This window comes from Spirosoma horti (assembly GCF_054776595.1).
The window spans coordinates 752,393-775,149 of record NZ_BAAHBQ010000004.1 but is presented as its reverse complement, the minus strand read 5'-3'; the positions used below and the strand labels follow the sequence as shown (position 1 = coordinate 775,149).

The window sequence follows — 22,757 nt, the reverse complement described above, 5'->3', positions numbered from 1 at the left end:
GTGAAAACAGTATATTTGCTGTCAGGAAAATAGTATGCATGCATACTGTTAATAGCTAAGTGAAGTAAATGACTGACAGACATAAGCTTTTGATAACATGGTGCATAAAAAAAGCCTTCTCAATTGAGAAGGCTTGCGTTAGGGTGGTGGTGATGGACGGAATCGAACCGCCGACACAAGGATTTTCAGTCCTTTGCTCTACCAACTGAGCTACATCACCCTGAAACGTGGGTGCAAAAGTAGGCGTTCCCCGGCTTTTTGCAACACATTTACTAAAATATTTTTAATAAAGTTATAGCGCCTTTGTCAATCGGTTGATTTTCAGGGGCAGTAAGTCACTTTAATCGAATGGAAATTTTTCAGCAAATTTTGTTTGTCGCAGCTTTAGTCGCCGTAGCCTGGTACATTACGCAGCGAATCCGACTCATTTCCCGGGCTATTAACCTCGGTCGACCCGAAAATCGGTCTGATCATGCCGGCGAACGGTTGAAAACAATGCTGCTCGTGGCGTTCGGTCAGAAGAAGATGTTTACCAACTTATTGGTTGGGGTTATGCACTTCGTCATTTATGCCGGGTTTATCATCATCAATCTTGAGATACTGGAAATTATTCTGGATGGCGTTTTGGGTACGCACCGTCTGTTTGCGCCTTACATCACACCCATTTACCCAATTCTGATTGACGTATTTGAGGTACTGGCTTTTGGCGTACTGGCTGTATGCGTCGTTTTTTTGTGCCGTCGATTTGTTGTTAAAGTGGCCCGCCTTCAACCCGAACGCCACCGCGAAATGGCTCGTTGGCCCCAGGTTGATGCCGCCATCATTCTAATCGCTGAAATTCTGCTGATGATTGCCTTTCTGACCTGGAATGCATCGGACAGCGTTCTGCGCGATCGTGGCGTTGGCCATTATGGCGAATTGAAAGGCATTGTGCCTGATTTTATCATTAGCCAATACCTGAAACCACTTTTCACAAATTTCAGCGACACGGCTTTGGTCGTTTATGAACGCATTGCCTGGTGGTTTCACATTCTGGGCATTCTGGCGTTTGCCATCTACGTGACCTATTCCAAGCACCTGCACATCGCCCTGGGCTTCCCGAACGTCTACTTCTCGGATCTCCAACCGAAAGGGAAAATGCAGAACATGCCCGAAATTACTAAAGAAGTTCAGCTTGCGCTTGGCTTGCCGGTTACTACCGAGGCCGATGGTTCGCAGCCGAATGACAATGGCCAGCAGCCGGCTGAAATTGGACGATTCGGCGCCAAAGACGTGCAGGACCTGAAATGGATAAACCTGATGAATGCCTATAGTTGCACGGAGTGCGGACGTTGTACGTCGGCCTGTCCAGCCAATATTACGGGTAAAAAATTGTCGCCCCGTAAAATCATGATGGATACGCGTGATCGGCTTGAAGACATTCAACGGGGCTGGAAAGAAAAGGGGAATGACTATCGGGATGATAAATCACTGTTGAACGATTACATTACGGCTGAAGAGCTGAATGCCTGTACCACCTGCCAGGCTTGTGTAATGGCCTGCCCGATTAACATCAATCCGCTGGACATCATTCTTCAATTGCGCCGGTATCGGGTCATGGAGGAGTCTGAAGCGCCAGCCTCCTGGAATGCCATGTTCAGCAATATAGAAAACAACATGGCTCCCTGGAAATTCTCACCAAGTGACCGGTTCAATTGGGCTGATCAGGTAAATGATTAACAGAGTTAGGGTTTATGGTTTACGGTGGCCCGACGCATCGGTTGCTCATATATCAGCCCACCATAAACCATAAACCCAATACCGAAAACATACTATCAATGTCTACAACGGAAAAAACATATAAAGTGCCCACCATGGCCGATATAACTGCCTCGGGCGAAGAACCAGAGATTCTGTTTTGGGTCGGCTGTGCTGGCTCGTTCGATGATCGCTACAAACGGGTAACCATTGCCTTCGTTCGCATCCTGAACCATGTAGGCATTAAGTTTGCCGTATTAGGGCCGGAAGAGGGCTGTACGGGCGATCCGGCTCGTCGGGCTGGAAACGAGTTTCTGTTTCAGATGCAGGCAATGTCCAATATTCAGATTCTGAACGGCTACAACGTGAAGAAAATCGTAACAGCCTGTCCGCACTGTTTCAATACGCTCAAAAACGAGTATCCTAAACTGGGCGGTAATTACGAAGTGATTCACCATTCCCAGTTTTTGCAGGGTCTTATCAACGAAGGGCGCGTTCGGGTTAAGGACGGTGAGTCGTTCAAAGGCCGTCGGATCACGTTTCATGACTCCTGCTACCTGGGCCGAGCCAATAAGGTGTATGAAGCGCCCCGCGAGGTCCTGGCGGCCCTGGATGCCGACTTAGTAGAGATGAAGCGCGTACGGGCAAATGGGCTCTGCTGTGGTGCCGGTGGAGGGCAGTACTTTAAAGAGCCAGAACCGGGTAAGAAAGACGTGAACGTCGAACGGGTAGAGGAAGCGCTCAGCACGGGTGCCGATACCATTGCCGTTGCCTGCCCGTTCTGTATGACCATGATGTCTGACGGTGTCAAGAACAAAAACAAGGAAGACTCTGTCCGGGTGTATGATATTTCGGAACTCATTGCCCAGGGCCAGGGACTTTAATTTAATGATGCCTTCTGAGCGATGAATTATTTCAAGCGAAACATCATTCATACGGTATCATTACTAATTCATCATTGACCGATGTACATTGATTTTGACAAATTGCCTGACACGGCCCGCATCTGGGTGTATCAGGCAGACCGCCCTTTGTCCGAGGGCGAGGTGAAGACGATTGACGAATCACTACGGTCGGCCTTAGGCCAGTGGGCAGCCCACGGCCAGCCATTGCTGGCTTCGGCGCATGTGGTCGAGAACCGGTTTGTGATTGTTGGTGTCGATGAAGATTATTCCTCTCCGAGTGGTTGCTCGATCGATGCTTCGGTGCGAACCGTACAGGAAATTGGCCGGCAAATAGCCGCTGACTTTTTTGATCGCAGCGTAGCTATACAGGCGACGGATGGATCAGTACTGACGTTCGCTTTACCGACGCTTAAAGCGGCTGTCGCCGATGGCACACTGACACCCGATACACCCGTATTCAATACATTAGTCAAAACGAAAGCTGAGCTTTTGTCAGATTGGCGGATTCGGGCTGCTGATTCGTGGTTAAAGCGCTATTTTAAATTTATACCTGCTTAGAATAAGAATTTAAGTAAGTAAAGCCGGTCAATTGCTTCCTTGGTTGGGGCGATTGATCGGCTTTAACGTTGGTACCTGTTGAAACGTTCACTGCCAAATCGTCATAGTAGCCTGATTTTAAACCTTTTTTTTGAACAAAGGATTGATTTTTGCAGTCAACTTCAGATAAGGCTTAGCGAATAGGTTTTCATAATTATTGAATTCGTTAGGTTCTGCCGACGGTAAACGGCAATTTACTCTTACTTTTATGGCGACTATACCCGAAGTTATGTCAGATACGCCAACTCGCGACGACCAGGACGCTGGCTCGGACCAATTGTTACCAGACGGAGATCCCGTTGAACAGCCCTCGGCTGATACACCCGCTCGCCGGTACACGGACGAGCAGAAATATCAGGTTTTCAATAAGGAGTTCATGCCTCACATCGACTCCATGTACAACTTTGCCTTTCGGCTGACGACCGATGAGGACGATGCCAATGATTTGGTGCAGGATACTTATTTAAAGGCATTCAGGTTTATTTCGTCATTTGAACAAGGAACTAACGCCAAAGCATGGCTGTTTCGAATTCTGAAGAACAGCTTCATTAATGATTACCGGAAAAAAAGTAAAGAGCCAGCTAAAGTAGATTATCAGGACGTTGAGACGACCTATAACTCTGAAGATGCTGAATCTGAACATACAGTCGACCTACGGGCTGAGTCTGTTTCCGATTTAATTGGCGATGAAGTGGCAACAGCGCTGAACTCGTTGCCGGTTGATTTCCGGACGGTTATTATTCTGTGTGACATCGAAGGATTCACGTATGAAGAAATGGCTAAGATTCTGGATATTCCAATAGGAACCGTACGGTCACGTTTGCACCGGGCTCGTAACCTCTTAAAAGAAAAATTGCGTGATTACGCATCTTCAATGGGTTATAAAGAAGAAAGTGAAGAATAAACCGAACTTTTTATAACTCTATATTGGTTCTGCTAATAACTTAACGGTATTATTATTCTTGGAATAAATTAAATTTTTCCAATGCAAACGTCATTGTCACCCTCATCTTCATCAGATGCGAAGCCCGAGATGAAAGAACATTGCAGCCACCAGGCTGACTGCCTGAAGATGATCCAATTGATTTTGGATGGGGAAGCCACAGAACAGCAACTCGCCCGATTGAAAGCAAATCTGGTATCCTGCCAACCGTGTATCCAAATGTATCACCTCGAAAAAGAGGTCAAAGAGTTATTGACAAAACGAATAGAAAAGAAGTGCTGCCCCGACCAACTCGTGGAAAGGATCAAAACCAAAATTCTGACGTTCAGTTAAGTAGCAAACGCGTTCAGTTGGGGTAATTAGGGTAATGCTCATGGCACCCTTAATTACCCCAATTTTTTATATACCCACCCAATCCAACACGACCGTGGACGGTAAACTCATTATTTTTTCTGCCCCTTCCGGCTCGGGCAAGACGACCATTGTCAAACATTTACTAGCCGAAAAGGCAAATCTTGGCTTTTCTATTTCGGCCTGCACGCGCGATCGCCGGGGCCGGGCCGAAGAAAATGGTAAAGATTACTACTTCCTGACGCCAGAAGAATTTAAGCACAAGATTGACCTGGACGAGTTTGTCGAATGGGAAGAAGTGTATGTAGGCGCTTTCTATGGCACATTGAAATCTGAAATTCAGCGGCTTTGGGACAGTGGAAAGCATGTGTTGTTCGATGTGGATGTGCAGGGCGGCTTAAAATTGAAAGAATACTATGGCGATAAAGCACTGGCCGTTTTCGTGAAAGTGCCGGATGAAGAAACGCTTCGCCAGCGCCTGATTGGCCGAGGCTCGGAAACCGAAGAAAGCTTATCTAAGCGACTCTTTAAGGTCCACTTTGAAATGAGTTTTCAGGATCGTTTCGACGTCATTCTGGTGAATGACGATCTGGAAACATCATTGAAGAAAGCCCAGAAGCTGGTCGATGATTTTGTGAATGAAAATAAGGTGCCGTCAAAAGGGACAATAATCTAACCGTATTGGGAGTGAATAAGTAAGCGTGTATACGACGGGCGTCAGCCCTAAACGGTAATCCACTCTTGTTCATGACTCGCTGCTCCTCACGCCTATGAAAATCGGCTTATTTTTTGGCTCCTTTAACCCTATTCATGTTGGTCACCTGATCATTGCCAACACGATGGCCACCACAACCGATCTTGAACAGGTATGGTTTGTGGTGTCTCCCCAAAATCCCTTCAAGAAGACCAAAAGCCTGCTGCATGAGTTCGACCGGATGGACATGGTTGAACGGGCCATCGCTGACAATAGCCGTTTAAAAGCGACAAATATTGAATTTTCGATGCCTAAGCCCAGCTATACCATCGATACATTGACGCGGCTTAGCGAAAAATACCCGCAGCATACGTTTCGGTTGATTATGGGGGAAGATAATCTGGAGCAGTTTGCCAATTGGAAAAACTACGATAAAATCCTGGAATACTACGGTCTGTACGTATATCCGCGACCGAAAAGTAAAGAAAGTGCGTTTAAAACGCACCCAAATGTTCGGTTGGTGGAAGCGCCTTTGCTGGATATTTCAGCGACGTTTATTCGGGATAGTATTCGGGCCAACCGCTCTATTCGATACATGGTTCCGGATGTAGTCGAGGAAATGATCGAGCGGAAAAAGTTTTATATATAATGTACCTACGAGCTTTAGCCCGTATTTTTATCGGTGCAAGCACGGGCTAAAGCCCGTGGGTATATAAAGTACATGAATTCGTTTCATGGAATCCCGTTCTGGAATGTAATCTCGGTGGCCAGACCAATGGCACTCATCCGGATAGCCACCGACCGGCTCATTGACTTGCCACCGGGTTGATCGCAATGGGGGCCTTTTTCAAGGAAATAAATGTAGAATTTTTGGTTCCGGTCGGCAATCTGATTGACATCAGGGCGGCCGAGTAATTCGCCAATCGTATTCGCGGTTTTGCCTTTCAGGTTTTGAATCTCGGCTCTAAAATCGGGTTCGAGGGTTCCCCGAACGCCATTGCACCCGCCCCGATCTCCGCGCCATTTCTTTAGATTCAGCTTGCCAAACTGGTCAGGTACTGGCGTACAACTACTAACCAGCACAGCCGCAAGTAATGCGTATAAACGTTTCATAGTCTGTTGATTGACCAAAAAAGCCCCAAGTAATCGGGGCCTTTGGTTATTCATTACTGCTCGTTATAGAGAACCTGAAGCAGCGTTTGGCCGACTGCCTTAAGCGTTCCCCGATCAATGTTGCTCATATTGTCTTCTGCGGTGTGCCAGGCAGGGAAGAAGCCGCCCGTGCCGATGTTCGTGTGAATGATGTCAATCATCGGAATCTTGGCAATTGTATTGGGTGCTACATGGTCGTCAGTGATCTGGCCACCGGGCGTATCGACAAAATACTGGCTATAGCCTGCTCGGCTGGCCGTTTGCCAAACGTTGTTAACAACCGTCGGCGCAAATTGCATGGAAAGCCCTTCTTTGGCAAAAGTAGCCCCCTTGGCACCAACCATGTCCAGCAAAATACCGTAATAGGCTGAGTAGCCCGGCTTATGAAGGTTTTTGGCCCAATAGCGTGATCCCAGACAGAAACCAATGTAGTCGAACTGGTTGCCGCTTTCTTTCTCAAAATCGTTGCTGGCTTTTTCCCCATTTCCCCAATCTTCGGCGTCGAAGAAAACAATGTCGATACCCACGGTTGGTTTTGTTTGGCTTTGCTGGATGGTACGCGCCAGTTCGAGTAAAACCCCGACACCACTGGCCCCGTCATTAGCCGCCGTGACTGGTTTCTTTTGATCGGCCACATCCGCATCCTGATCGGCGTGCGGGCGCGAGTCCCAATGCGAGGCCAGTACAATACGCTTGGTTGCCTTGGGATTTATACTGCCAATAATGTTACGGGCGTTCAGTTTCTTGCCATCCCAGGTGGTTGCCACAAAGGACTGCTCGGTTACCTCACAACCAAACTGCTTCAACTTGGCAGCCAGATAATTTCCCGTTTGCACGTGAGCGGGGGTATTGGGTACTCGTGGTCCAAAGGACACCTGACGATCGACATAGCTATAGGCGGAATCAGCGTTAAACGCTGGGGCCGAAACAGTAGCCGTAGCCGGTTGCTCAGTCGTCTGAGTAGCCTCGTTTTGCGATTGCTTGGTTCGACAGGCCCCCGCTGACAGCAGTAACAGGGCTGGAATAAGAAAATAATACGATTTATTCATTCAGGTAAGTCTGGGCCAATCTCCAGATTTGCCCGTCATTTTTACACTCAGGCCAAGCTGGAGCTTGGCCCAGATGCTGAACACTACTCTTCGTAGGCCCAGTCGATCTGATGTTTCATATCTTTAATGGCCAGTCCCTGTGCTTTAAAATACGACCGGATCTGGTCTACCTTGTCGTATTGCCGCTGTTCCTTATACTCACGATAGAGGGTTAGCAAGCCTTCCAGTACAGGTTGATTGTCGGTTCCTTCTTCGAGCAAGCCAAGCACGTCCTGCATGAACGTGATGAACGACTCCTTTAGTAACGTAAAGACCTCTTCGCCCAGTGCCGACGCCTGGAGCTGGTTGAGGTAAAGCATATTGATGTACTTCAGCAGGGTAAACAACTGCGCAATGCCAACGGCCGTGTTGAGGTCGTCATTCATGGCGTCATAAAACTGTTGAACGGCCTGCTGAATCTCTTGCTGTTTGGCTGCGTTAACGGCTCCTTCATCAGCTGAATAGGTCATCGATTTCACAACCCGCAAGCCATTGGCCAGCCGCCGGTAGCCTTTTTGAGCTGCTTTGAGCGCATCGTTCGAGAAGTCGAGCGTGCTGCGGTAGTGCGATTGGAGCATAAAGAAGCGTACCGTCATGGGGCTATAAGCCTGTTCGAGCAGATAATGACTACCTGCAAAAAGTTCTGACGGTAGAAACGAATTTCCCAATGACTTCGACATTTTCTGCCCATTCACGGTCAGCATGTTGGAGTGCATCCAGTACCGAACCGGATCAATGCCCGTCAGACCATCGCCCTGCGCAATTTCGCATTCATGATGGGGAAACTTTAGGTCCATACCGCCCCCGTGAATATCAAACTGTTTGCCTAAGTACTTTGTACTCATGCAGGTACACTCCAGGTGCCAGCCGGGGAAACCTTCGCCCCAGGGCGAGTTCCAGCGCATTAGGTGTTCGGGAGAAGCATTTTTCCAGATGGCAAAATCAAGCGGGCTGCGCTTTTCTGACTGCCCGTCCAACTCACGGGTTTCATTGAGTAAATCGTCCAAAATTCGGCCAGACAGTTTGCCATAGTTGCCACCCCGCTTGTTATATTCTTCAATGTTAAAATAAACCGAGCCGTTTGATTCATACGCCAGTCCATTTTCCAGCAATGCCTGAACGGCTTCGATCTGCTCGACCATATGGCCCGTTGCCGTTGGTTCGATACTGGGCGGGATGGTATTGAACTGCGCCATCACGGTATGAAAATCATTCGTGAAGCGCTGCACAATTTCCATGGGCTCTACCTTTTCCAACTTAGCCATCCGGCCAATTTTATCTTCTCCCTCATCACCATCGCCCACCAGGTGTCCTACGTCGGTAAGGTTACGGACGTAGCGCACCTTGTACCCGATGAATGTCAGGTAGCGATACAGCGTGTCGAAGGTCAAGAATGTACGGACATTGCCCAGGTGAACATAGTTATAGACTGTAGGGCCGCAGACATACATACCCACATAGGGGGAATTAAGTGCCTCAAACGGTTCTTTTTTGCGCGATAGGGTATTATATACCTGAAGTGGCTGCATTCTATTTTTAGTCATGTTCCATTCGCCTGATTCGACGAAGGAGGAGTCTTTCTGCATTTACCTGTCTACTTTCGAAGGGGATTCCTTCGGGTGGCGGCTTGCCCCGGGACAGGTAAAAACAAGCGCCCAAAGTTAGGGATTGTTCGTCGGAAAACGGTAGCCCGGATGGTTTTGGCTATATTCGCATTTTGTTTTGATAATAGACCCGTTCCGGTTCTGAAATGCAGGTAGTTGAGGTAGGCGAAAACGCCCGATATAAGAAAGAATTCATTCAGTTTCCCGTACGTCTCTATCGTGCTGACTCCTGCTGGATCAGGCCACTGGATGCCGATGTCGAAGAAGTGTTCGATCCCGTACGCAACAAGCGGTTTGAGCATGGCGAGTGTGTTCGGTATCTGCTGCTAAACGACAAAGGGGAAACCATTGGTCGCCTGGCCGCTTTTATCGACCATGAAATTGCCAATCTGGACAATGACCAGCCCACGGGCGGAGTAGGTTTTTTTGAGTGCATCGATGACCAGACGGCTGCTTTCAAGCTATTCGATGCCGGAAAAGCCTGGCTACAAAGCCGGGGAATGGAAGCGATGGACGGGCCTATTAATTTTGGCGACCGCGACCGCTGGTGGGGGCTGCTGGTGGATGGATTCGACAGAGAACCCAACTACTGTATGCCGTATACCAAAGCGTATTACATTCCTTTCTTCGAGAATTACGGGTTTAAGGACTATTTTAAGCAATATACATTTGGCATTCCGACCACCTGGTCGAAACTGGTAGACATGTCGCAGGCCGTGAAAGACCGGGCTCAACGCATCTTTCAAAATCCGGATTATACCTTTCGCACGATTGATAAAAAGCAGTTGCCCGCAGCCGCTGAACAGTTCAGGCATATTTATAATGCCGCCTGGGGTGGGCACAGTGGCGTAAAGGAAATGTCGGCCGCACAGGCGCAGTTGCTCATGCAGAAGCTAAAGCCCGTGATCGACGAAAAAATTATCTATTTTGCTTACTATCAGGGCGAGCCCGTTGCTTTCTTTGTTTGTTTGCCCGAACTCAATCAGGTATTCAAACACGTAAACGGTAAGTTGGACTTATTGGGTAAGCTGAAGTTTCTGTGGCATATTTTACTGAAGACTAATCATAAGGCCTTTGGTGTCGTGTTTGGCGTGGCCCCCGAGCATCAGGGAAAGGGCGTCGAGGCCGCCATTGCCTTGCGCATGCCCCATGAAGCCGACAACAACCCTAACTTCCAGTATACGGAGTTGGAAATGAACTGGGTAGGTGATTTCAACCCGATTATGGTGCGGTTTGTGAGTCAGTTAGGCTCGAAGATTGTGAAGACGCACATTACCTACCGCAAATTATTCGACGAAACAAAACCCTTCAAACGTTGCCCCGTGATAGGGCGAAAGAAGTGAAGTTAACCGGTTTGTGGTTCATTGTTCGCAGCCTGAGCAAATACCCACAAACCACAAACCACAAACTGCAAAAATGAGCTTACTTACCGTTGGTTCCGTCGCATTCGATGCCCTGGAAACCCCATTTGGCAAAACCGACAAAATTATTGGTGGAGCCGCTACTTATATCACCCTGTCGGCTTCGTACTTCACGAAGGAAAATAATCTGGTGGCTGTTGTCGGCGACGATTTCCCTCAGACAATGATCGATGGTCTCAATCAGCACGGCATCAATACCGATGGATTAGAAATTCGGGTGGGGGAGAAAACGTTCTTCTGGTCGGGTAAGTACCATAACGACATGAACACCCGCGATACGGTGGAAGTACAACTGAACGTAATGGAAGATTTCGACCCGAAAATTCCCGCATCGTATCAGGATTGTACGTACCTGATGCTGGGAAACACGGCACCCTCTATTCAGCAAATGGTCATTGAGCGCTTAAACGAACGGCCTAAACTGATCGTGCTGGACACCATGAATCTCTGGATCGAAATCGCCAACCCCGACCTGATGAGCCTGCTTAAGCTGGTCGATGTGCTGGTCGTTAACGACGAAGAAGCCCGCCAGTTAACACGAGAATATTCGTTGGTAAAGGCTGCGGCAAAAATCAAGACGATGGGGCCTAAAACCGTCATCATCAAAAAAGGTGAGCATGGAGCTCTGTTGTTCAGCGAGGAGAAAACATTCTTTGCGCCGGCGCTTCCACTCGAGGAAGTATTCGACCCAACCGGAGCGGGCGATACGTTTGCGGGTGGTTTTATTGGCTATCTGGCACAAACGGATGATATTTCCTTCGATAACATGAAGCGGGCAATCATTTATGGCTCAGCCATGGCATCGTTTTGTGTCGAGAAGTTTGGCGCCGAACGAATCATGAATCTAACACAGGAGGAAATCAAAGAGCGCGTAAACGAGTTCGTAACGCTATCTGCTTTTGGTTTATAAAGTCTGTCACTATAACGAAGAAGCCGCAGGTCATCTGACCTGCGGCTTCTTCGTTTGTTAATGATACTAGTTGGCTCAATTAGGCCAGGAAAGGCGTAACAAGCGCCAGAACGTCAGATTTGCTGAGTGGTTCATCAAACGCCTGGCTAACCATTTCAGCCGTGACGCGCGAATCGCCAGCCAGTGCTGTTGCCAGGTTTACACCAGCCTGCGTCAGGTTTTCCTCACCTTTATAGTTGCCTTCTACAACTAAAGGAAGACCTTGCAAAGCGGCAGTGCCACCCGTGATCCATCCTTTCTGACCCCGCATATACCGTACGTTTGCTGCGTGAGCGGCTTCGGTAGCGTGAATTTGAAGCGCAACCTGCAGAATGGCGGGTGCTGGCATCAAGTTAGGGGCCTGACCTTTGTAAGCGCGAACGCCTGTGTCTTCCAATGTCTGAGCAATGGCCGAGAATGTAGCGAAGTTGCTGAACGTATCGGTGAAGGTACCTTTCGCCGAGAAGTCAAACTTAGGTTCAGCTACAGCTTCAGCGCCAAGAACTGATTTTAACAAACGTACGTGCACCTGTTCGTGCTGACGGATCAGTTCAAACGCAGCTTTGTAGTTGTTTGGGATCATCGACAGGTTACGGCCTGCGTCATAAAAGCGGTACTCCAGATACTCTAACGTGAGCGCGAAGTTAAGCACATCTTTTACACCCTGTGGCAGCGAGCTCGACTGGCCATAAGCCGTCGTCAGTGCAGAAGCCATAATAGCTGGAGCAGCTGCGGCAATAGTTTTCTTTGTTAGGGAGCTAAATAGACCCCGACGCGAGACGTGGGCTAAGCGATCAAAAATCTCGCCATCCACTTTCTCAATTTCGCTAAGTATGTTCTGTAAGTTCATTGGAGTTGAGTGGTTTATGCGAGGCTGCTTACTAATGCGCTTGCGTCGATTGTTTCAAAGATGTATTTCTGTGCGATTGGCAATACGAACGTTGGCTCGTAAGCAAGGTGCAGACCGGTATCGCTCGTGACGATCGTTGGGCCAGCAAACGCATCTGAATGAGGGTATTGCAATTCACGCAGGATCGAATGGTGGCGAGTCTCAACCGAGACAATTTTACCGGCCAGTGTCAGATAATCTGCATTTTTGATGTACTTACCAGCGCCGTTATAAGCACCTACGCCTACTTTCTCGAACGCTTCGGCAGCACCTAATACAGAGGCACGGCTGTTAAAGTCGATGCTCGAGAAGTCGAATGTCAATTGTGGTACCAAAGCACCAACCGCAGCTTTGAAAAGGGCGCGGTGGATAATTTCGTGGCCACGGATATCCATCCACAACATTTGATCCGCCGATGACATGTTTGGGTAAGGTTTGGCAAGCACCATTTCGTAGAAAGCAGCTTCAAGCTGTTCCAGTACATAAGCAAAGCCAAGGATACCATTGTCTCCTGTTGGTAATGAAACCATTGGACCAGCGGCACGAGCGCCACTAGCAGGTACTACAGAAGTTTGATCCGCATTGGAGCAAGCTGTTAGCAAGCCACCTGTTACGGCTGCTGCTCCTGCTACTCGCAGAAACGACCGACGGCTGGCAGCGGCCTCCGAAGTTGTCGTCTCAGGCCGATTTGTAACGTTTTCCATTGAGTATAACTAGTTAAGTGTAAGCCTGGCTATTTGTCAACCAAGACGCTCATATCTACGCGAACCATGAAAATAGAGATTTTTAATAATTGCTAAACGATTTTAAATGATAATGACTGTTATGTCATATTGTTGATATTCAGCTAATTATGATATAATAATTTTAAATGTTCATAGAAAAAGACAAAATGTAAATTAATAAAGTAAGGACATATGGATACTTATAATGGCGCTTCACAAATGGTTGTTTCAAGCTTATAGTCGCAATCGTGAATAGTATACGTTTTTAGAAGAATACGAGTTAGTTATAAATACCGTTAATTTGGGTTTAAACTATAGTCAATAGCAGAATAGTAAGATGGCGGATTTTACGAATCAGGTTGCCTTCATTACGGGGGCCGGGTCAGGTATTGGGCGGGCCACAGCGCGAGCTTTTGCTGGAGCTAAGGCTCGGGTAGTGGTTGCCGAAATAAACGAAACGAATGGCCAGGAAACGGTTGAACAAATTCAACAGCTGGGCGCGGAAGCGCTGTTTGTCCGGTGCGATGTGGCTGATCCTGAACAGATTGAATTTGCCATCAGGCAGACCGTTAAAGCCTTCAACCGATTGGATATCGCCGTAAATAACGCGGGTATCGGTGGGAAATATGGGCGGTTAATCGAGCAGACGCCGAGCGATTTCGACCAGATGATGGCCATTAATGTTGGGGGTGTGTTTTATGGTATGCAGGCGCAGATACGGCAAATGCTCGCTCAGCAGGTCGCCGATAAATCGAATGCCGATGGGTCTGTAACGGGCGGGCGAATCGTGAATGTATCCAGTATTGCCGGGGTTCGGGGCATGCCAATGGGAGCTCCCTACAGTGCTGCCAAACACGCTGTCATTGGCTTGACGAAAACAGCTGCGCTGGAATATGTACGGCAAAATATTCGTATTAACGCCGTTTGCCCGGTTTATACTCATTCTACTATGGTCGACGAGCTTATCACAACAGCGCCCGGCATGGAGGAACGCATGCGCCGGATGATTCCTATGGGCCGTTTCGGACAACCGGAAGAAATTGCTCAGACAATTCTGTGGCTTTGTTCTACTGAAAACACCTTTTGTACAGGCCAGGCGATTCAGTTAGATGGAGGTATGACGGCAGGGTAAATGCTTGTTAGACAATTTGTTAGCCCAAATCAGATGTTATTCCTTCTTGGCTGACATCTGCTGGAATTGCTTTAGCCATTCATCCTCTTTAGCACGCATTTGGGCTTCTTCTTCATCTGTTTTGTCGCCGTAACCACACAGATGTAGCATGCCGTGGGCCAGTACCCGACGCATTTCCTGCTCGGGGGCGATGGCTAATTGCCGGGCATTATCGGCTACCCGATCAACGCTAATGAAGATATCACCCTCCAGAATGTCTTCCTCTTCGCTTTGATCAAAGGTGATAATGTCGGTGTAGTAATCATGCTGCAAATAATCCCGATTGACCTGTAGCACGTGCTCGTCGGAGCAAAAAACGTAGTTTAAGTCGCCAATGGTATAGCCTTCCAGGGCGGCCTGTTGTTTCAGCCATTGGGAAATTACCCGCTTCTGAAGAAGTTTGTAGGGAACGTCCTCGTTAAAAAAACGAATCATAAGTGATGGTCGTCTATTAAAGTAATGCATTTATAGTGGGCCATACATACCGGCAAGCGTCTGATCGACTGCCGTCCGGGCTCTCCAGAGAAACCAGTTCATGGTTGATGGCGCCTAAGCGTTCGTAAAATTTTCGGGCACTGGCATTCTGCGGCAGTACCCACAAATAAAAACCCGAATCTGGATTTATAGAGGCCGCCCAACGAGCGGCCGATTTGATAAGATGCGTACCGACTCCCTGCCCTTTCTGGCTTTTAAGAACGTGCAGGTTATCGAGTAATGTTCCCCAAATGGCATCGTGATCCACGTATACACAAGCAAACCCACAAATTGACTGGTTATATTCTGCAACAATAACATGCTGATTCGCTGCTGGCTGACTCAGACGATGCTGCCAAACCGAGCGCCGGTTTTCGAGTACACCACCGTCCAGAAATTCATCTTTCCAAATACCTCTGTAGTTTTGCTGCCAGCTAAGGCTATGGAGTTGAGCAATAGACTCCATATCATCAATACCTGCCTTTCGATACGTTATCATTCCTGGCTAGCGTTGTTTAATCTGCACAAAAGTCAGGTATTTCGTTCTAAATTCATCTCCCAGTTTACGTTTTAGCTCATGAAAGCAATTTTGCTTGCCGAAAAGAACCAGCCGGTACAACGTATTGATGCCCCCATGCCGACTGCCGGGCCCGGCGAAGTTCTTATTAACATAGATTCTGCGGCTTTGAACCACCGAGATGTCTTCATTCAGCAGGGGTTATATCCGGGTATCAAGTTGCCCGCTATTCTGGGTTCCGACGGTGCGGGGGTTGTGATGGACGTTGGTGAGGGCGTAGATGCAGCCTGGCGCGGGCAGGCCGTTATTATTAACCCGGCTATGTACTGGGGTGATAATCCGGGATTTTACGGGCCTGATTTCCAAATCCTGGGTATGCCTACCCATGGCACTTTCGCCGAATACCTGGTGGTCAATAAGGCCTATATTCATCCCAAGCCTGCACATTTATCATTCGAGCAGGCAGCTGCTCTTCCATTGGCGGGCCTGACTGCCTGGCGGGCGCTGATGACGCGGGCGGCCCTGCATACATCCGGCACACCCGAAAAGGTGCTTATTACGGGTATTGGTGGCGGAGCCGCTCTGTTTGCGTTACAATTTGCCGTAGGAGTCGGCGCCGAAGTTTGGGTAACATCGGGCTCTGACGAAAAACTGGCAAAAGCAAAGGCATTGGGTGCTACCGGCGGAATCAATTACCGTGACCCAGACTGGGCTAAAACGCTCATGAGCCAGACGGGTGGAGGCCGCAATGGCTATTTCAATGTTATTATTGACAGTGCGGGTGGCCCCGGTTTTGCTAAGTTGATTGACATGGCAGCGCCGGGCGGACGAATTGCCTTCTTTGGGGGAACAACCGGAAACATTACCGATATTATTCCGCCAAAAGTATTTTTCAAACAACTATCTATTTTCGGGTCAACGATGGGTACCGAACGCGAGTTTGCGGACATGCTCTCGTTTGTCGATGCACAAAAAATTGTGCCTGTTGTGGATGAGGTTTTGCCGCTCGATGAGATTGACGAAGCCATGAAAAAGATGGATTCAGGCCGACAGTTTGGGAAAATAATTCTTAAAGTAAATGGGTAACGACTTAGTAAGTTAATCTATACGTAGGTTTTAGCCCTAATTCATCTATATTTTCTGAGAAACAGGCCTTTAATTCATAGTTATCCACAACTCGATTGTGGATAACTAGGTACTTACGCACATTTTCGCGATTGATGGTAAATTGTAGTCAACCCTTCCTGTTGCGCGTTTTACCTTTGTGACTATGCTTACAGTAACGCACTCCATAAATCAAACGTTATCGGAACGATTGGTGGCTTATCAACAGGCGGGCTTGCTACGGCAACTCCGAACGGCCGATGAGTTTGTTGACTTTTGTTCCAACGATTATCTGGGTTTTGCCCGGTCTGCGTCTCTTCGACAAGCTATTCAGCAAGCGGATCGTCAAAGCGACAATGTGCGCACGGGGGCTACGGGTTCGCGCTTACTGGCGGGTCAAACAAGGTTAGCCGACGAGGTAGAACAGGAGCTGGCCCAATTCTACCAAACAGAAGCCGCCCTGCTTTTTAATTCCGGTTACGACGCTAATATTGGCCTGCTGGCCTGCCTACCGAAAGCGGGTGATACGCTGCTGACAGATGAACTGATCCACGCCAGTATGATCGACGGAGCACGGCTTAGTTATGCCACACGTGATCGATTCAAGCACAACGATCTGGCCGATTTGACCATGAAGCTTCAACAGGCAGCCCGGCAGGATGGCCAGATTTTCGTGGCCGTAGAGTCCGTTTATTCGATGGACGGCGACATGGCTCCGCTAACTGAGTTAGCTAACCTTTGCGATCAATATGGGGCGGCTTTACTCGTAGACGAAGCTCATGCAACGGGCGTGTATGGGTCCGGGCTCAATGGCCAGCAAGGAGAAGGGTTAGTCGTGGCGCTGGGTTTGCAGGACCGTGTGTTTGCCCGGGTACATACCTTCGGAAAAGCGCTGGGCGTTCATGGGGCGGCTATCGTCGGACCGGCTATACTCCGGCAATACCTGATCAATTTTGCCCGTCCCTTTATTTATACCACTGCGCTGCCTCCTCACAGCCTGCTGGCCATTCGCTGTGCACATGCGCATATAAGCCAGAATCCGGGCGCTTCCGACCAACTTCACAAACAACTTGCTTACTTCCGCCAACGGGTAGGCGAGGTGTTACCCAGTACAACCTGGACCGATAGCCAGTCGCCTATTCAGTGCCTGCTTATTCCGGGAAATGACCGGGCTCGGGCGGTCGCGGCTGAAGCGCAACGAATTGGGCTGGATGTACGGGCTATTCTGAGCCCTACGGTTCCGGCAGGGCAGGAGCGGTTGCGCCTTTGTGTTCACGCGTTTAATACAACGAACGAAATAGATAAACTGCTGGCTAGCCTACAAACGGCCCTGGCGGATAACTTAACTAATGAATAAGCAGACACTGATTGTTGCCGGAATTGGCACGGAGATTGGGAAAACGGTGGCTTCGGCAGTGCTGGTTGAAGCACTACAGGCAGATTATTGGAAACCAATTCAATCTGGTGGGCTGGATGATTCTGATACCGATACGGTGCGCCGGTTAATCAGTAATTCAACGTCTTATTTCTATCCCGAAGCATATCGGCTAACCCAACCGTTGTCGCCCCATGCAGCCGCCGAAATTGACGGGATCACCATTGAGCTGGATACGCTCACTCCGCCTAAAACGCAGAACAGGCTCATTATTGAGTTAGCTGGTGGCCTGATGGTGCCACTTAATAACCATGACCTGACGATTGATCTGGTGCAGAAATTAGGCTTCCCGGTCGTGCTGGTATCGCGGAATTATCTGGGTAGCATTAACCATACACTTCTATCGGTTGATGCGTGTCGAAGCCGCAACATACCGCTGCTCGGTATTCTGTTTAATGGCCCGACTGTACCTACTTCAGAGACGTTTATTTTAAACTACACAGATTTGCCCTGCCTGGGGAGAATAGGGCAGGAGGAGACTATAACAAAGGAAGTCATTAAAAAATACGCTGGTTCGTTAACACTAGACCTGTAAGGTTTTGGAAACCTTACAGGTCTTCTTGCTGCAGCACTACCAGGTTTTGATTAATTCATCGAAGCGCTCCAGCAAAAATTTGGCTTTTGGCCCCACATGTCCGTCACCAATAGTCAACTCACCAATTTGGGTGATGGGTAGTACTTTCTTGGTCGAACTGGTTGTAAATGCCTCATCGGCGTCGTACAGTTCAGATAATAATACGGGTCGTTCATCGACCTGAAAGTCGCCCTGAGCCAGTTGAATGATCGTTTTTCGAGTAATACCGTGCAGAATATGCCGGTCTGGCGTGATGAGTCGATCCCCTTTCACGATAAAAAAATTACTTCGGCTCAGTTCACTTATTTCTCCTCCTTTCTGGTAGAGCAGGTCGGAGGCACGGGCCGCCCGAATGGCTTCGGCCATGAGAATAACCCGTTTATAATCGGTGCTTTTTACTTCGGCCATCTCCCGAACATACTCATCCAGAATCACCTTTATGCCCTGCTCATACTGAATAGTGGGCGTTGGGTGGATCATCTCGGTGAGAATAAGCAGGTTAGGTCGTACCACGCTGATGCTGTCGGCCGAGTAACCGCCGGTCAGAATGAACCGAAATGCCAGGTCACTGGGTGCGGTTAGCCCGGTTTTCAGGCCCGCTTCATTGCTTTTCTCCAGCAGGTTCATAACGATCGCGTATGTTTCATCCTTGCTCAACGGCAGTGGCAAATGCATTCGCGAAGCAGAATTCTGAAATCGTTCCCAGTACCAGTCCCACTGAAATGGGCGGCCATTGTAGGTCAGAAAATAGTCAAACAGCCCATATCCCCGAAGCAGGCTGAGGTCTGTAATGCCAACTGCAAGCTGGTCGGTAGGGGCAATCGTGCCGTTGAAATAGCCGTAATGCATGGGCGATGGGTTGGGTAAACTCATGGTCAAATATACGTGAAAGGAGCTAACGGTGCCGGTGGCAGGCTTCATTGGCTATTTTTAGCCTAAGTCTTTAACAACCAGCTGCACCGTGTAGCGGCTCTTTTGCTCCAATAATAATCGTTTATTTGGCAACACACGCTCAATGGTCCCCTGATCGTAATAACGAATGGTAATCAGCTCGAGACCATCGTTGTAGCTGACCCGAAAATCCTGTTTCAGCAGATCCAGTAAAGCGGGCACCCGATCCGGATTGTTATCGACAACGACCGAAAAACTGATGGCTGTATTTTGCATCAGATTTATTTTGACGCCGGCCTGAGCAAATCGCCCGAAGATCCGGCTCAAATTATCTTCGGCTATGAATGAAAAGTCATTTGGATGAAGCGAGATCAGTACCTGATTGACTTTGAAGATAAACGACGGAACGGTCAGGTGACGTTCGTAATTGCCAATAACGGTGCCGGGTGCATCGGGCTTCAGAAATGACTTCACATAGAGCGGAATTCCCTTATTCTGTAACGGCTTAATTGTTTTCGGATGAATGACGGTAGCGCCATAATACGCCAGTTCGATCGCGTCCTGGTAGGTTAGTTTGTCAAGCAACACTGTTTCGTCGAACCACTTCGGGTCGGCGTTCAACACACCGGGCACATCTTTCCAGATGGTAACGCTGTCTGCCTGCAGGCAATACGCAAAAATGGCAGCTGTATAATCCGACCCTTCACGACCGAGGGTAGTGGTTCGACCGTCGTCCGTTTGCCCAATGAACCCCTGTGTTATATTAACGCCCGTTTTTTTTACCGCGCTTTTGATTTGCCGGCTTGTTACCTCCCAATCAACCCGGCCTTCCCTAAACGTTGTATCGGTTCGAACGACCTGGCGAGCATCAATCCAGCGGGTCGAAAGGCCTGTCTTGATCAGGTAAGCCGCGATAATCTGAGTGGACAAGAGTTCGCCCACCGAAACGATCTGGTCATACACCTCATCATAGAGAACACTGGCCGGGCTTTTTAGGTAATTTTCAAGTTGAGCGAACGTATGATGGACTTGGGTGAAGTTGCCGGTCAGGTCATTCATGATGTCCGTGTGGTAAGTCATTAAGTCCGCCAGTTGAGCCTGGAGGGCACCTGACCGCTTATCAACATAAGCCCGAACAATGCTTTCCAGTGCGTTGGTTGTCTTTCCCATCGCCGACACGACAACTACGGTATTCTGTCCTTGTGAGCTGACGATGTCGGCTAAATTACGCACTCCGGCAGCATCTTTAACGGAAGCACCACCAAATTTGAAAACTTTCATACCGGTAAAAAAAAGACAGGATTAACGGGATCGATAGGTTTTTGCCACCCTGTCAATCCCGTTAATCCTGTCGAAATGAAATTACTTAAACGCTTATCGTTCGGCCTGTAAAGAGTAACTCACGTACGGAATCGGCAATTCCCTGTGGATCAAATCCACATTCGTGCTGTAACTCAATCTGTTCGCCATGCTCGATGACGGCATCTGGAATACCCAGTCGTTTCACACGAGCCATATAGCCATTGTCGGCCATAAACTCGAGTACGGCGCTACCGAAGCCGCCCATTACGCAACCGTCCTCAACCGTCAATACGCGGTCGAATCGACTAAAAATCTGGTGTAATAAGGCCTCGTCAAGCGGTTTGACGTACCGCATGTCGAAGTGAGCTGGTTTGATTCCTTCTTTGGCCAGCAGGCGTACAGCGTCAACAGCGTAGTTACCGATATGACCGATCGTCAGGATAGCTACGTCTTCGCCATCAGAAATCAGTCGCCCTTTACCGACGGTCTGTTCTTCGAGTGGGGTGCGCCAGTTTGGCATTACGCCTTCGCCACGGGGGTAACGAATGGTGAAGGCCTGTTTGCCCTGCTGAATCGTATCTGATTGTGCGGTAAACATCATGTTGCGAAGCTCCTGTTCATTCATGGGAGCAGCCACAATCATATTGGGTATACAGCGCATATAAGCCAGGTCATAGGCACCGTGGTGTGTAGGTCCGTCGGCACCGGCAAAACCGGCCCGGTCGAGACAGAATACAACCGGTAGTTCCTGGATACAGACGTCGTGAATGACCTGATCGTAGGCCCGTTGCATGAACGTTGAGTAAATGTTGCAGAAAACGACTTCACCCTGCGTGGCCATACCCGCCGAAAACGTAACGGCGTGTTGCTCGGCGATACCCACATCAAAGGCCCGCTTTGGCATGGCCTTCATCATGATGTTCATCGAAGAGCCGGAGGGCATTGCCGGTGTAACGCCAACGATACGCGGATTTTTTTCGGCCAGCTCAACGAGCGTGTTGCCAAAAACGTCCTGATATTTGGGTGCCTGGGGCGTATCGTAAATTTTCTTCTGAATAACCCCCGTTACCTTGTCGAACAGGCCCGGCGCGTGCCATTTGGTCTGATCTTTTTCGGCGGGTGCATACCCTTTGCCTTTCACGGTAAGAACATGCAACAGTTTCGGCCCCGGAATGTGCTTCATATCGTCCAGAACACTAACCAGATGATCAATGTCATGACCGTCGATTGGGCCGAAATAGCGGAGGTTAAGCGACTCAAATAAATTGCTCTGCTCAAGTAACGAGCTCTTAATCCCCGACTGCACCTGCGATACCAACTCCTGGGCCGTTTTGCCGAGCTTGTCCATTTTTCCAAGCAAGTTCCAGACTTCATCTTTCACCCGGTTATAGGTTTGTGAAGTCGTGATGTCGGTCAGGTATTCGCGCAGAGCCCCCACATTAGGGTCGATGCTCATGCAATTATCGTTGAGGACAATGAGCAGATTGCTATCCGTAGCACCGGCATGATTCATTCCTTCGAAAGCTTCACCTGCGGTCAAGGCCCCATCGCCAATAACGGCAATGTGATTTCGTTGCGTGTTGCCCTGTAACTGTGAAGCGACAGCCATGCCTAATGCCGCCGAAATAGACGTAGAGGAATGACCGACGCCAAAGGAATCGTACTCGCTTTCTTTCCGTTTTGGAAAGCCGGAAAGTCCTTTATAGAAACGATTTGTGTGGAATTTTTCCCGCCGACCTGTCAAAATCTTATGGCCATAGGCCTGGTGGCCTACATCCCAAACCAACTGGTCGTCGGGAGTATTAAAAACATAATGAAGGGCAACGGTTAGTTCTACTACCCCCAGGCTGGCACCAAAATGGCCACCGAAAACAGATACATCGTCAATGATAAACTGACGTAATTCATCGGCGACCTGAGGCAAGCGGGATTTATCGAGTTTACGAAGATCTTCGGGAGTATTAATTGTGGCAAGGAGACTGCCGGGGGTAATCAGCATGGTGATAGCAGATAAGCGTCTGTCTTACAACAACACACGTATATAAACCTTTGTTCTGTTGGCGGCTTACCAACAGCGTTTGTAAAGCGAAGCTACTACAAATTTCACTAATTATAAAAAATCTAAGCCTTTGGTTGCCTGTATACATACGCAGGCACCAAAGGCTTAGATTTTTAATGGAAGGGTAAGTACTTTTCTCAGAGTCTTCCTGGTTGGGTCAACAGTATAAGTAACT

Annotated in this window: 23 protein-coding genes and 1 tRNA gene; 13 read left to right on the top strand and 11 right to left on the bottom strand. The window is 48.7% G+C overall.

From position 1 onward, the window contains the following. Window positions 1–144: 144 nt before the first annotated feature. Window positions 145–220: transfer RNA gene (locus tag ACYVAM_RS14950), tRNA-Phe, on the bottom strand. Window positions 221–348: 128 nt separating this feature from the next. On the opposite strand from ACYVAM_RS14950, the gene ACYVAM_RS14945 reads away from it, so the two are divergent. From ACYVAM_RS14945 to nadD, 7 genes are all read left to right on the top strand, one after another. Continuing rightward, window positions 349–1,719, top strand: a complete 1,371-nt coding sequence (locus tag ACYVAM_RS14945) for a 4Fe-4S dicluster domain-containing protein (protein WP_461068278.1) — start codon at window positions 349–351, stop codon at window positions 1,717–1,719. A gap of 98 nt (window positions 1,720–1,817) precedes the next feature. After that, window positions 1,818–2,621, top strand: coding sequence for a (Fe-S)-binding protein (locus tag ACYVAM_RS14940; RefSeq protein ID WP_461068276.1), 804 nt, complete (start codon window positions 1,818–1,820; stop codon window positions 2,619–2,621). Between the two features lie 81 nt (window positions 2,622–2,702). Next, entirely contained in the window at window positions 2,703–3,200 is a 498-nt protein-coding gene (locus ACYVAM_RS14935) for a hypothetical protein (protein ID WP_461068274.1), read from the top strand. Window positions 3,201–3,447: 247 nt separating this feature from the next. After that, on the top strand, window positions 3,448–4,143 hold the full coding sequence (locus ACYVAM_RS14930; protein WP_461068272.1) for a sigma-70 family RNA polymerase sigma factor: 696 nt from the start codon (window positions 3,448–3,450) through the stop codon (window positions 4,141–4,143). 81 nt (window positions 4,144–4,224) lie between these two features. Further along, window positions 4,225–4,515, top strand: a complete 291-nt coding sequence (locus ACYVAM_RS14925) for a hypothetical protein (RefSeq protein WP_461068270.1) — start codon at window positions 4,225–4,227, stop codon at window positions 4,513–4,515. A 94-nt stretch (window positions 4,516–4,609) separates the two neighbouring features. Then, window positions 4,610–5,209, top strand: a complete 600-nt coding sequence (gene gmk / locus ACYVAM_RS14920) for a guanylate kinase (protein WP_461068337.1) — start codon at window positions 4,610–4,612, stop codon at window positions 5,207–5,209. A gap of 94 nt (window positions 5,210–5,303) precedes the next feature. After that, window positions 5,304–5,876, top strand: a complete 573-nt coding sequence (nadD, locus tag ACYVAM_RS14915; RefSeq protein ID WP_461068268.1) for a nicotinate (nicotinamide) nucleotide adenylyltransferase — start codon at window positions 5,304–5,306, stop codon at window positions 5,874–5,876. A gap of 83 nt (window positions 5,877–5,959) precedes the next feature. Here the strand turns inward: nadD and ACYVAM_RS14910 are convergent, their stop codons facing one another. From ACYVAM_RS14910 to cysS, 3 genes are all read right to left on the bottom strand, one after another. Then, window positions 5,960–6,340, bottom strand: coding sequence for a hypothetical protein (locus ACYVAM_RS14910; protein ID WP_461068266.1), 381 nt, complete (start codon window positions 6,338–6,340; stop codon window positions 5,960–5,962). Window positions 6,341–6,393: 53 nt separating this feature from the next. Further along, on the bottom strand, window positions 6,394–7,428 hold the full coding sequence (locus ACYVAM_RS14905) for a M28 family peptidase (protein WP_461068264.1): 1,035 nt from the start codon (window positions 7,426–7,428) through the stop codon (window positions 6,394–6,396). Window positions 7,429–7,511: 83 nt separating this feature from the next. Next, window positions 7,512–8,996, bottom strand: a complete 1,485-nt coding sequence (gene cysS / locus ACYVAM_RS14900) for a cysteine--tRNA ligase (protein ID WP_461068335.1) — start codon at window positions 8,994–8,996, stop codon at window positions 7,512–7,514. A 221-nt stretch (window positions 8,997–9,217) separates the two neighbouring features. Between cysS and ACYVAM_RS14895 the strand changes: the two genes are divergently transcribed. Together ACYVAM_RS14895 and ACYVAM_RS14890 are read left to right on the top strand one after the other, a co-directional pair. Continuing rightward, window positions 9,218–10,414 (top strand): hypothetical protein, encoded by a 1,197-nt coding sequence (locus ACYVAM_RS14895; RefSeq protein WP_461068262.1) that lies wholly within the window; start codon window positions 9,218–9,220, stop codon window positions 10,412–10,414. Between the two features lie 73 nt (window positions 10,415–10,487). Beyond that, window positions 10,488–11,402: a PfkB family carbohydrate kinase gene (locus tag ACYVAM_RS14890; protein WP_461068261.1), complete on the top strand. Its 915-nt coding sequence runs from the start codon at window positions 10,488–10,490 to the stop codon at window positions 11,400–11,402. 79 nt (window positions 11,403–11,481) lie between these two features. Here the strand turns inward: ACYVAM_RS14890 and ACYVAM_RS14885 are convergent, their stop codons facing one another. Both ACYVAM_RS14885 and ACYVAM_RS14880 read right to left on the bottom strand, forming a co-directional pair. After that, a complete protein-coding gene (locus ACYVAM_RS14885; RefSeq protein WP_461068259.1) occupies window positions 11,482–12,291 on the bottom strand; it encodes a ferritin-like domain-containing protein in 810 nt (269 codons plus the stop codon). A 14-nt stretch (window positions 12,292–12,305) separates the two neighbouring features. Next, the gene (locus tag ACYVAM_RS14880) at window positions 12,306–13,034 is read right to left on the bottom strand and encodes a ferritin-like domain-containing protein (protein WP_046578333.1); all 729 of its coding nucleotides are present in this window, start codon (window positions 13,032–13,034) and stop codon (window positions 12,306–12,308) included. A 358-nt stretch (window positions 13,035–13,392) separates the two neighbouring features. Here ACYVAM_RS14880 and ACYVAM_RS14875 point away from each other — a divergent pair, with 358 nt between their 5' ends. Next, window positions 13,393–14,187, top strand: coding sequence for an SDR family NAD(P)-dependent oxidoreductase (locus ACYVAM_RS14875; protein ID WP_461068256.1), 795 nt, complete (start codon window positions 13,393–13,395; stop codon window positions 14,185–14,187). A gap of 36 nt (window positions 14,188–14,223) precedes the next feature. On the opposite strand, the gene ybeY is transcribed toward ACYVAM_RS14875, so the two are convergent. Next, complete coding sequence (gene ybeY, locus ACYVAM_RS14870) at window positions 14,224–14,661, bottom strand: rRNA maturation RNase YbeY (RefSeq protein WP_461068254.1); 438 nt, start codon at window positions 14,659–14,661, stop codon at window positions 14,224–14,226. 16 nt (window positions 14,662–14,677) lie between these two features. Continuing rightward, window positions 14,678–15,199 (bottom strand): GNAT family N-acetyltransferase, encoded by a 522-nt coding sequence (locus ACYVAM_RS14865; RefSeq protein WP_461068252.1) that lies wholly within the window; start codon window positions 15,197–15,199, stop codon window positions 14,678–14,680. A gap of 78 nt (window positions 15,200–15,277) precedes the next feature. Here ACYVAM_RS14865 and ACYVAM_RS14860 point away from each other — a divergent pair, with 78 nt between their 5' ends. The 3 genes from ACYVAM_RS14860 to bioD all read left to right on the top strand — a co-directional run bounded on the left by ACYVAM_RS14860 (window position 15,278) and on the right by bioD (window position 18,291). Beyond that, entirely contained in the window at window positions 15,278–16,303 is a 1,026-nt protein-coding gene (locus ACYVAM_RS14860) for a zinc-binding dehydrogenase (RefSeq protein ID WP_461068250.1), read from the top strand. A 184-nt stretch (window positions 16,304–16,487) separates the two neighbouring features. Next, on the top strand, window positions 16,488–17,678 hold the full coding sequence (locus ACYVAM_RS14855; RefSeq protein ID WP_461068248.1) for an aminotransferase class I/II-fold pyridoxal phosphate-dependent enzyme: 1,191 nt from the start codon (window positions 16,488–16,490) through the stop codon (window positions 17,676–17,678). Beyond that, complete coding sequence (gene bioD, locus ACYVAM_RS14850) at window positions 17,671–18,291, top strand: dethiobiotin synthase (protein WP_461068246.1); 621 nt, start codon at window positions 17,671–17,673, stop codon at window positions 18,289–18,291. The genes ACYVAM_RS14855 and bioD overlap by 8 nt, the downstream gene beginning before the upstream one ends. 36 nt (window positions 18,292–18,327) lie before the next feature. Here the strand turns inward: bioD and ACYVAM_RS14845 are convergent, their stop codons facing one another. The 3 genes from ACYVAM_RS14845 to dxs all read right to left on the bottom strand — a co-directional run bounded on the left by ACYVAM_RS14845 (window position 18,328) and on the right by dxs (window position 22,522). Further along, window positions 18,328–19,179 carry an aminotransferase class IV gene (locus tag ACYVAM_RS14845; RefSeq protein ID WP_461068333.1) on the bottom strand — a complete coding sequence of 284 codons (852 nt, stop codon included), beginning with the start codon at window positions 19,177–19,179 and terminating at the stop codon, window positions 18,328–18,330. Window positions 19,180–19,260: 81 nt separating this feature from the next. Further along, window positions 19,261–20,502 carry an aspartate kinase gene (locus tag ACYVAM_RS14840; RefSeq protein WP_461068244.1) on the bottom strand — a complete coding sequence of 414 codons (1,242 nt, stop codon included), beginning with the start codon at window positions 20,500–20,502 and terminating at the stop codon, window positions 19,261–19,263. An 85-nt stretch (window positions 20,503–20,587) separates the two neighbouring features. Then, window positions 20,588–22,522 (bottom strand): 1-deoxy-D-xylulose-5-phosphate synthase, encoded by a 1,935-nt coding sequence (dxs, locus tag ACYVAM_RS14835; RefSeq protein WP_461068242.1) that lies wholly within the window; start codon window positions 22,520–22,522, stop codon window positions 20,588–20,590. Between the last annotated feature and the right edge of the window lie 235 nt (window positions 22,523–22,757).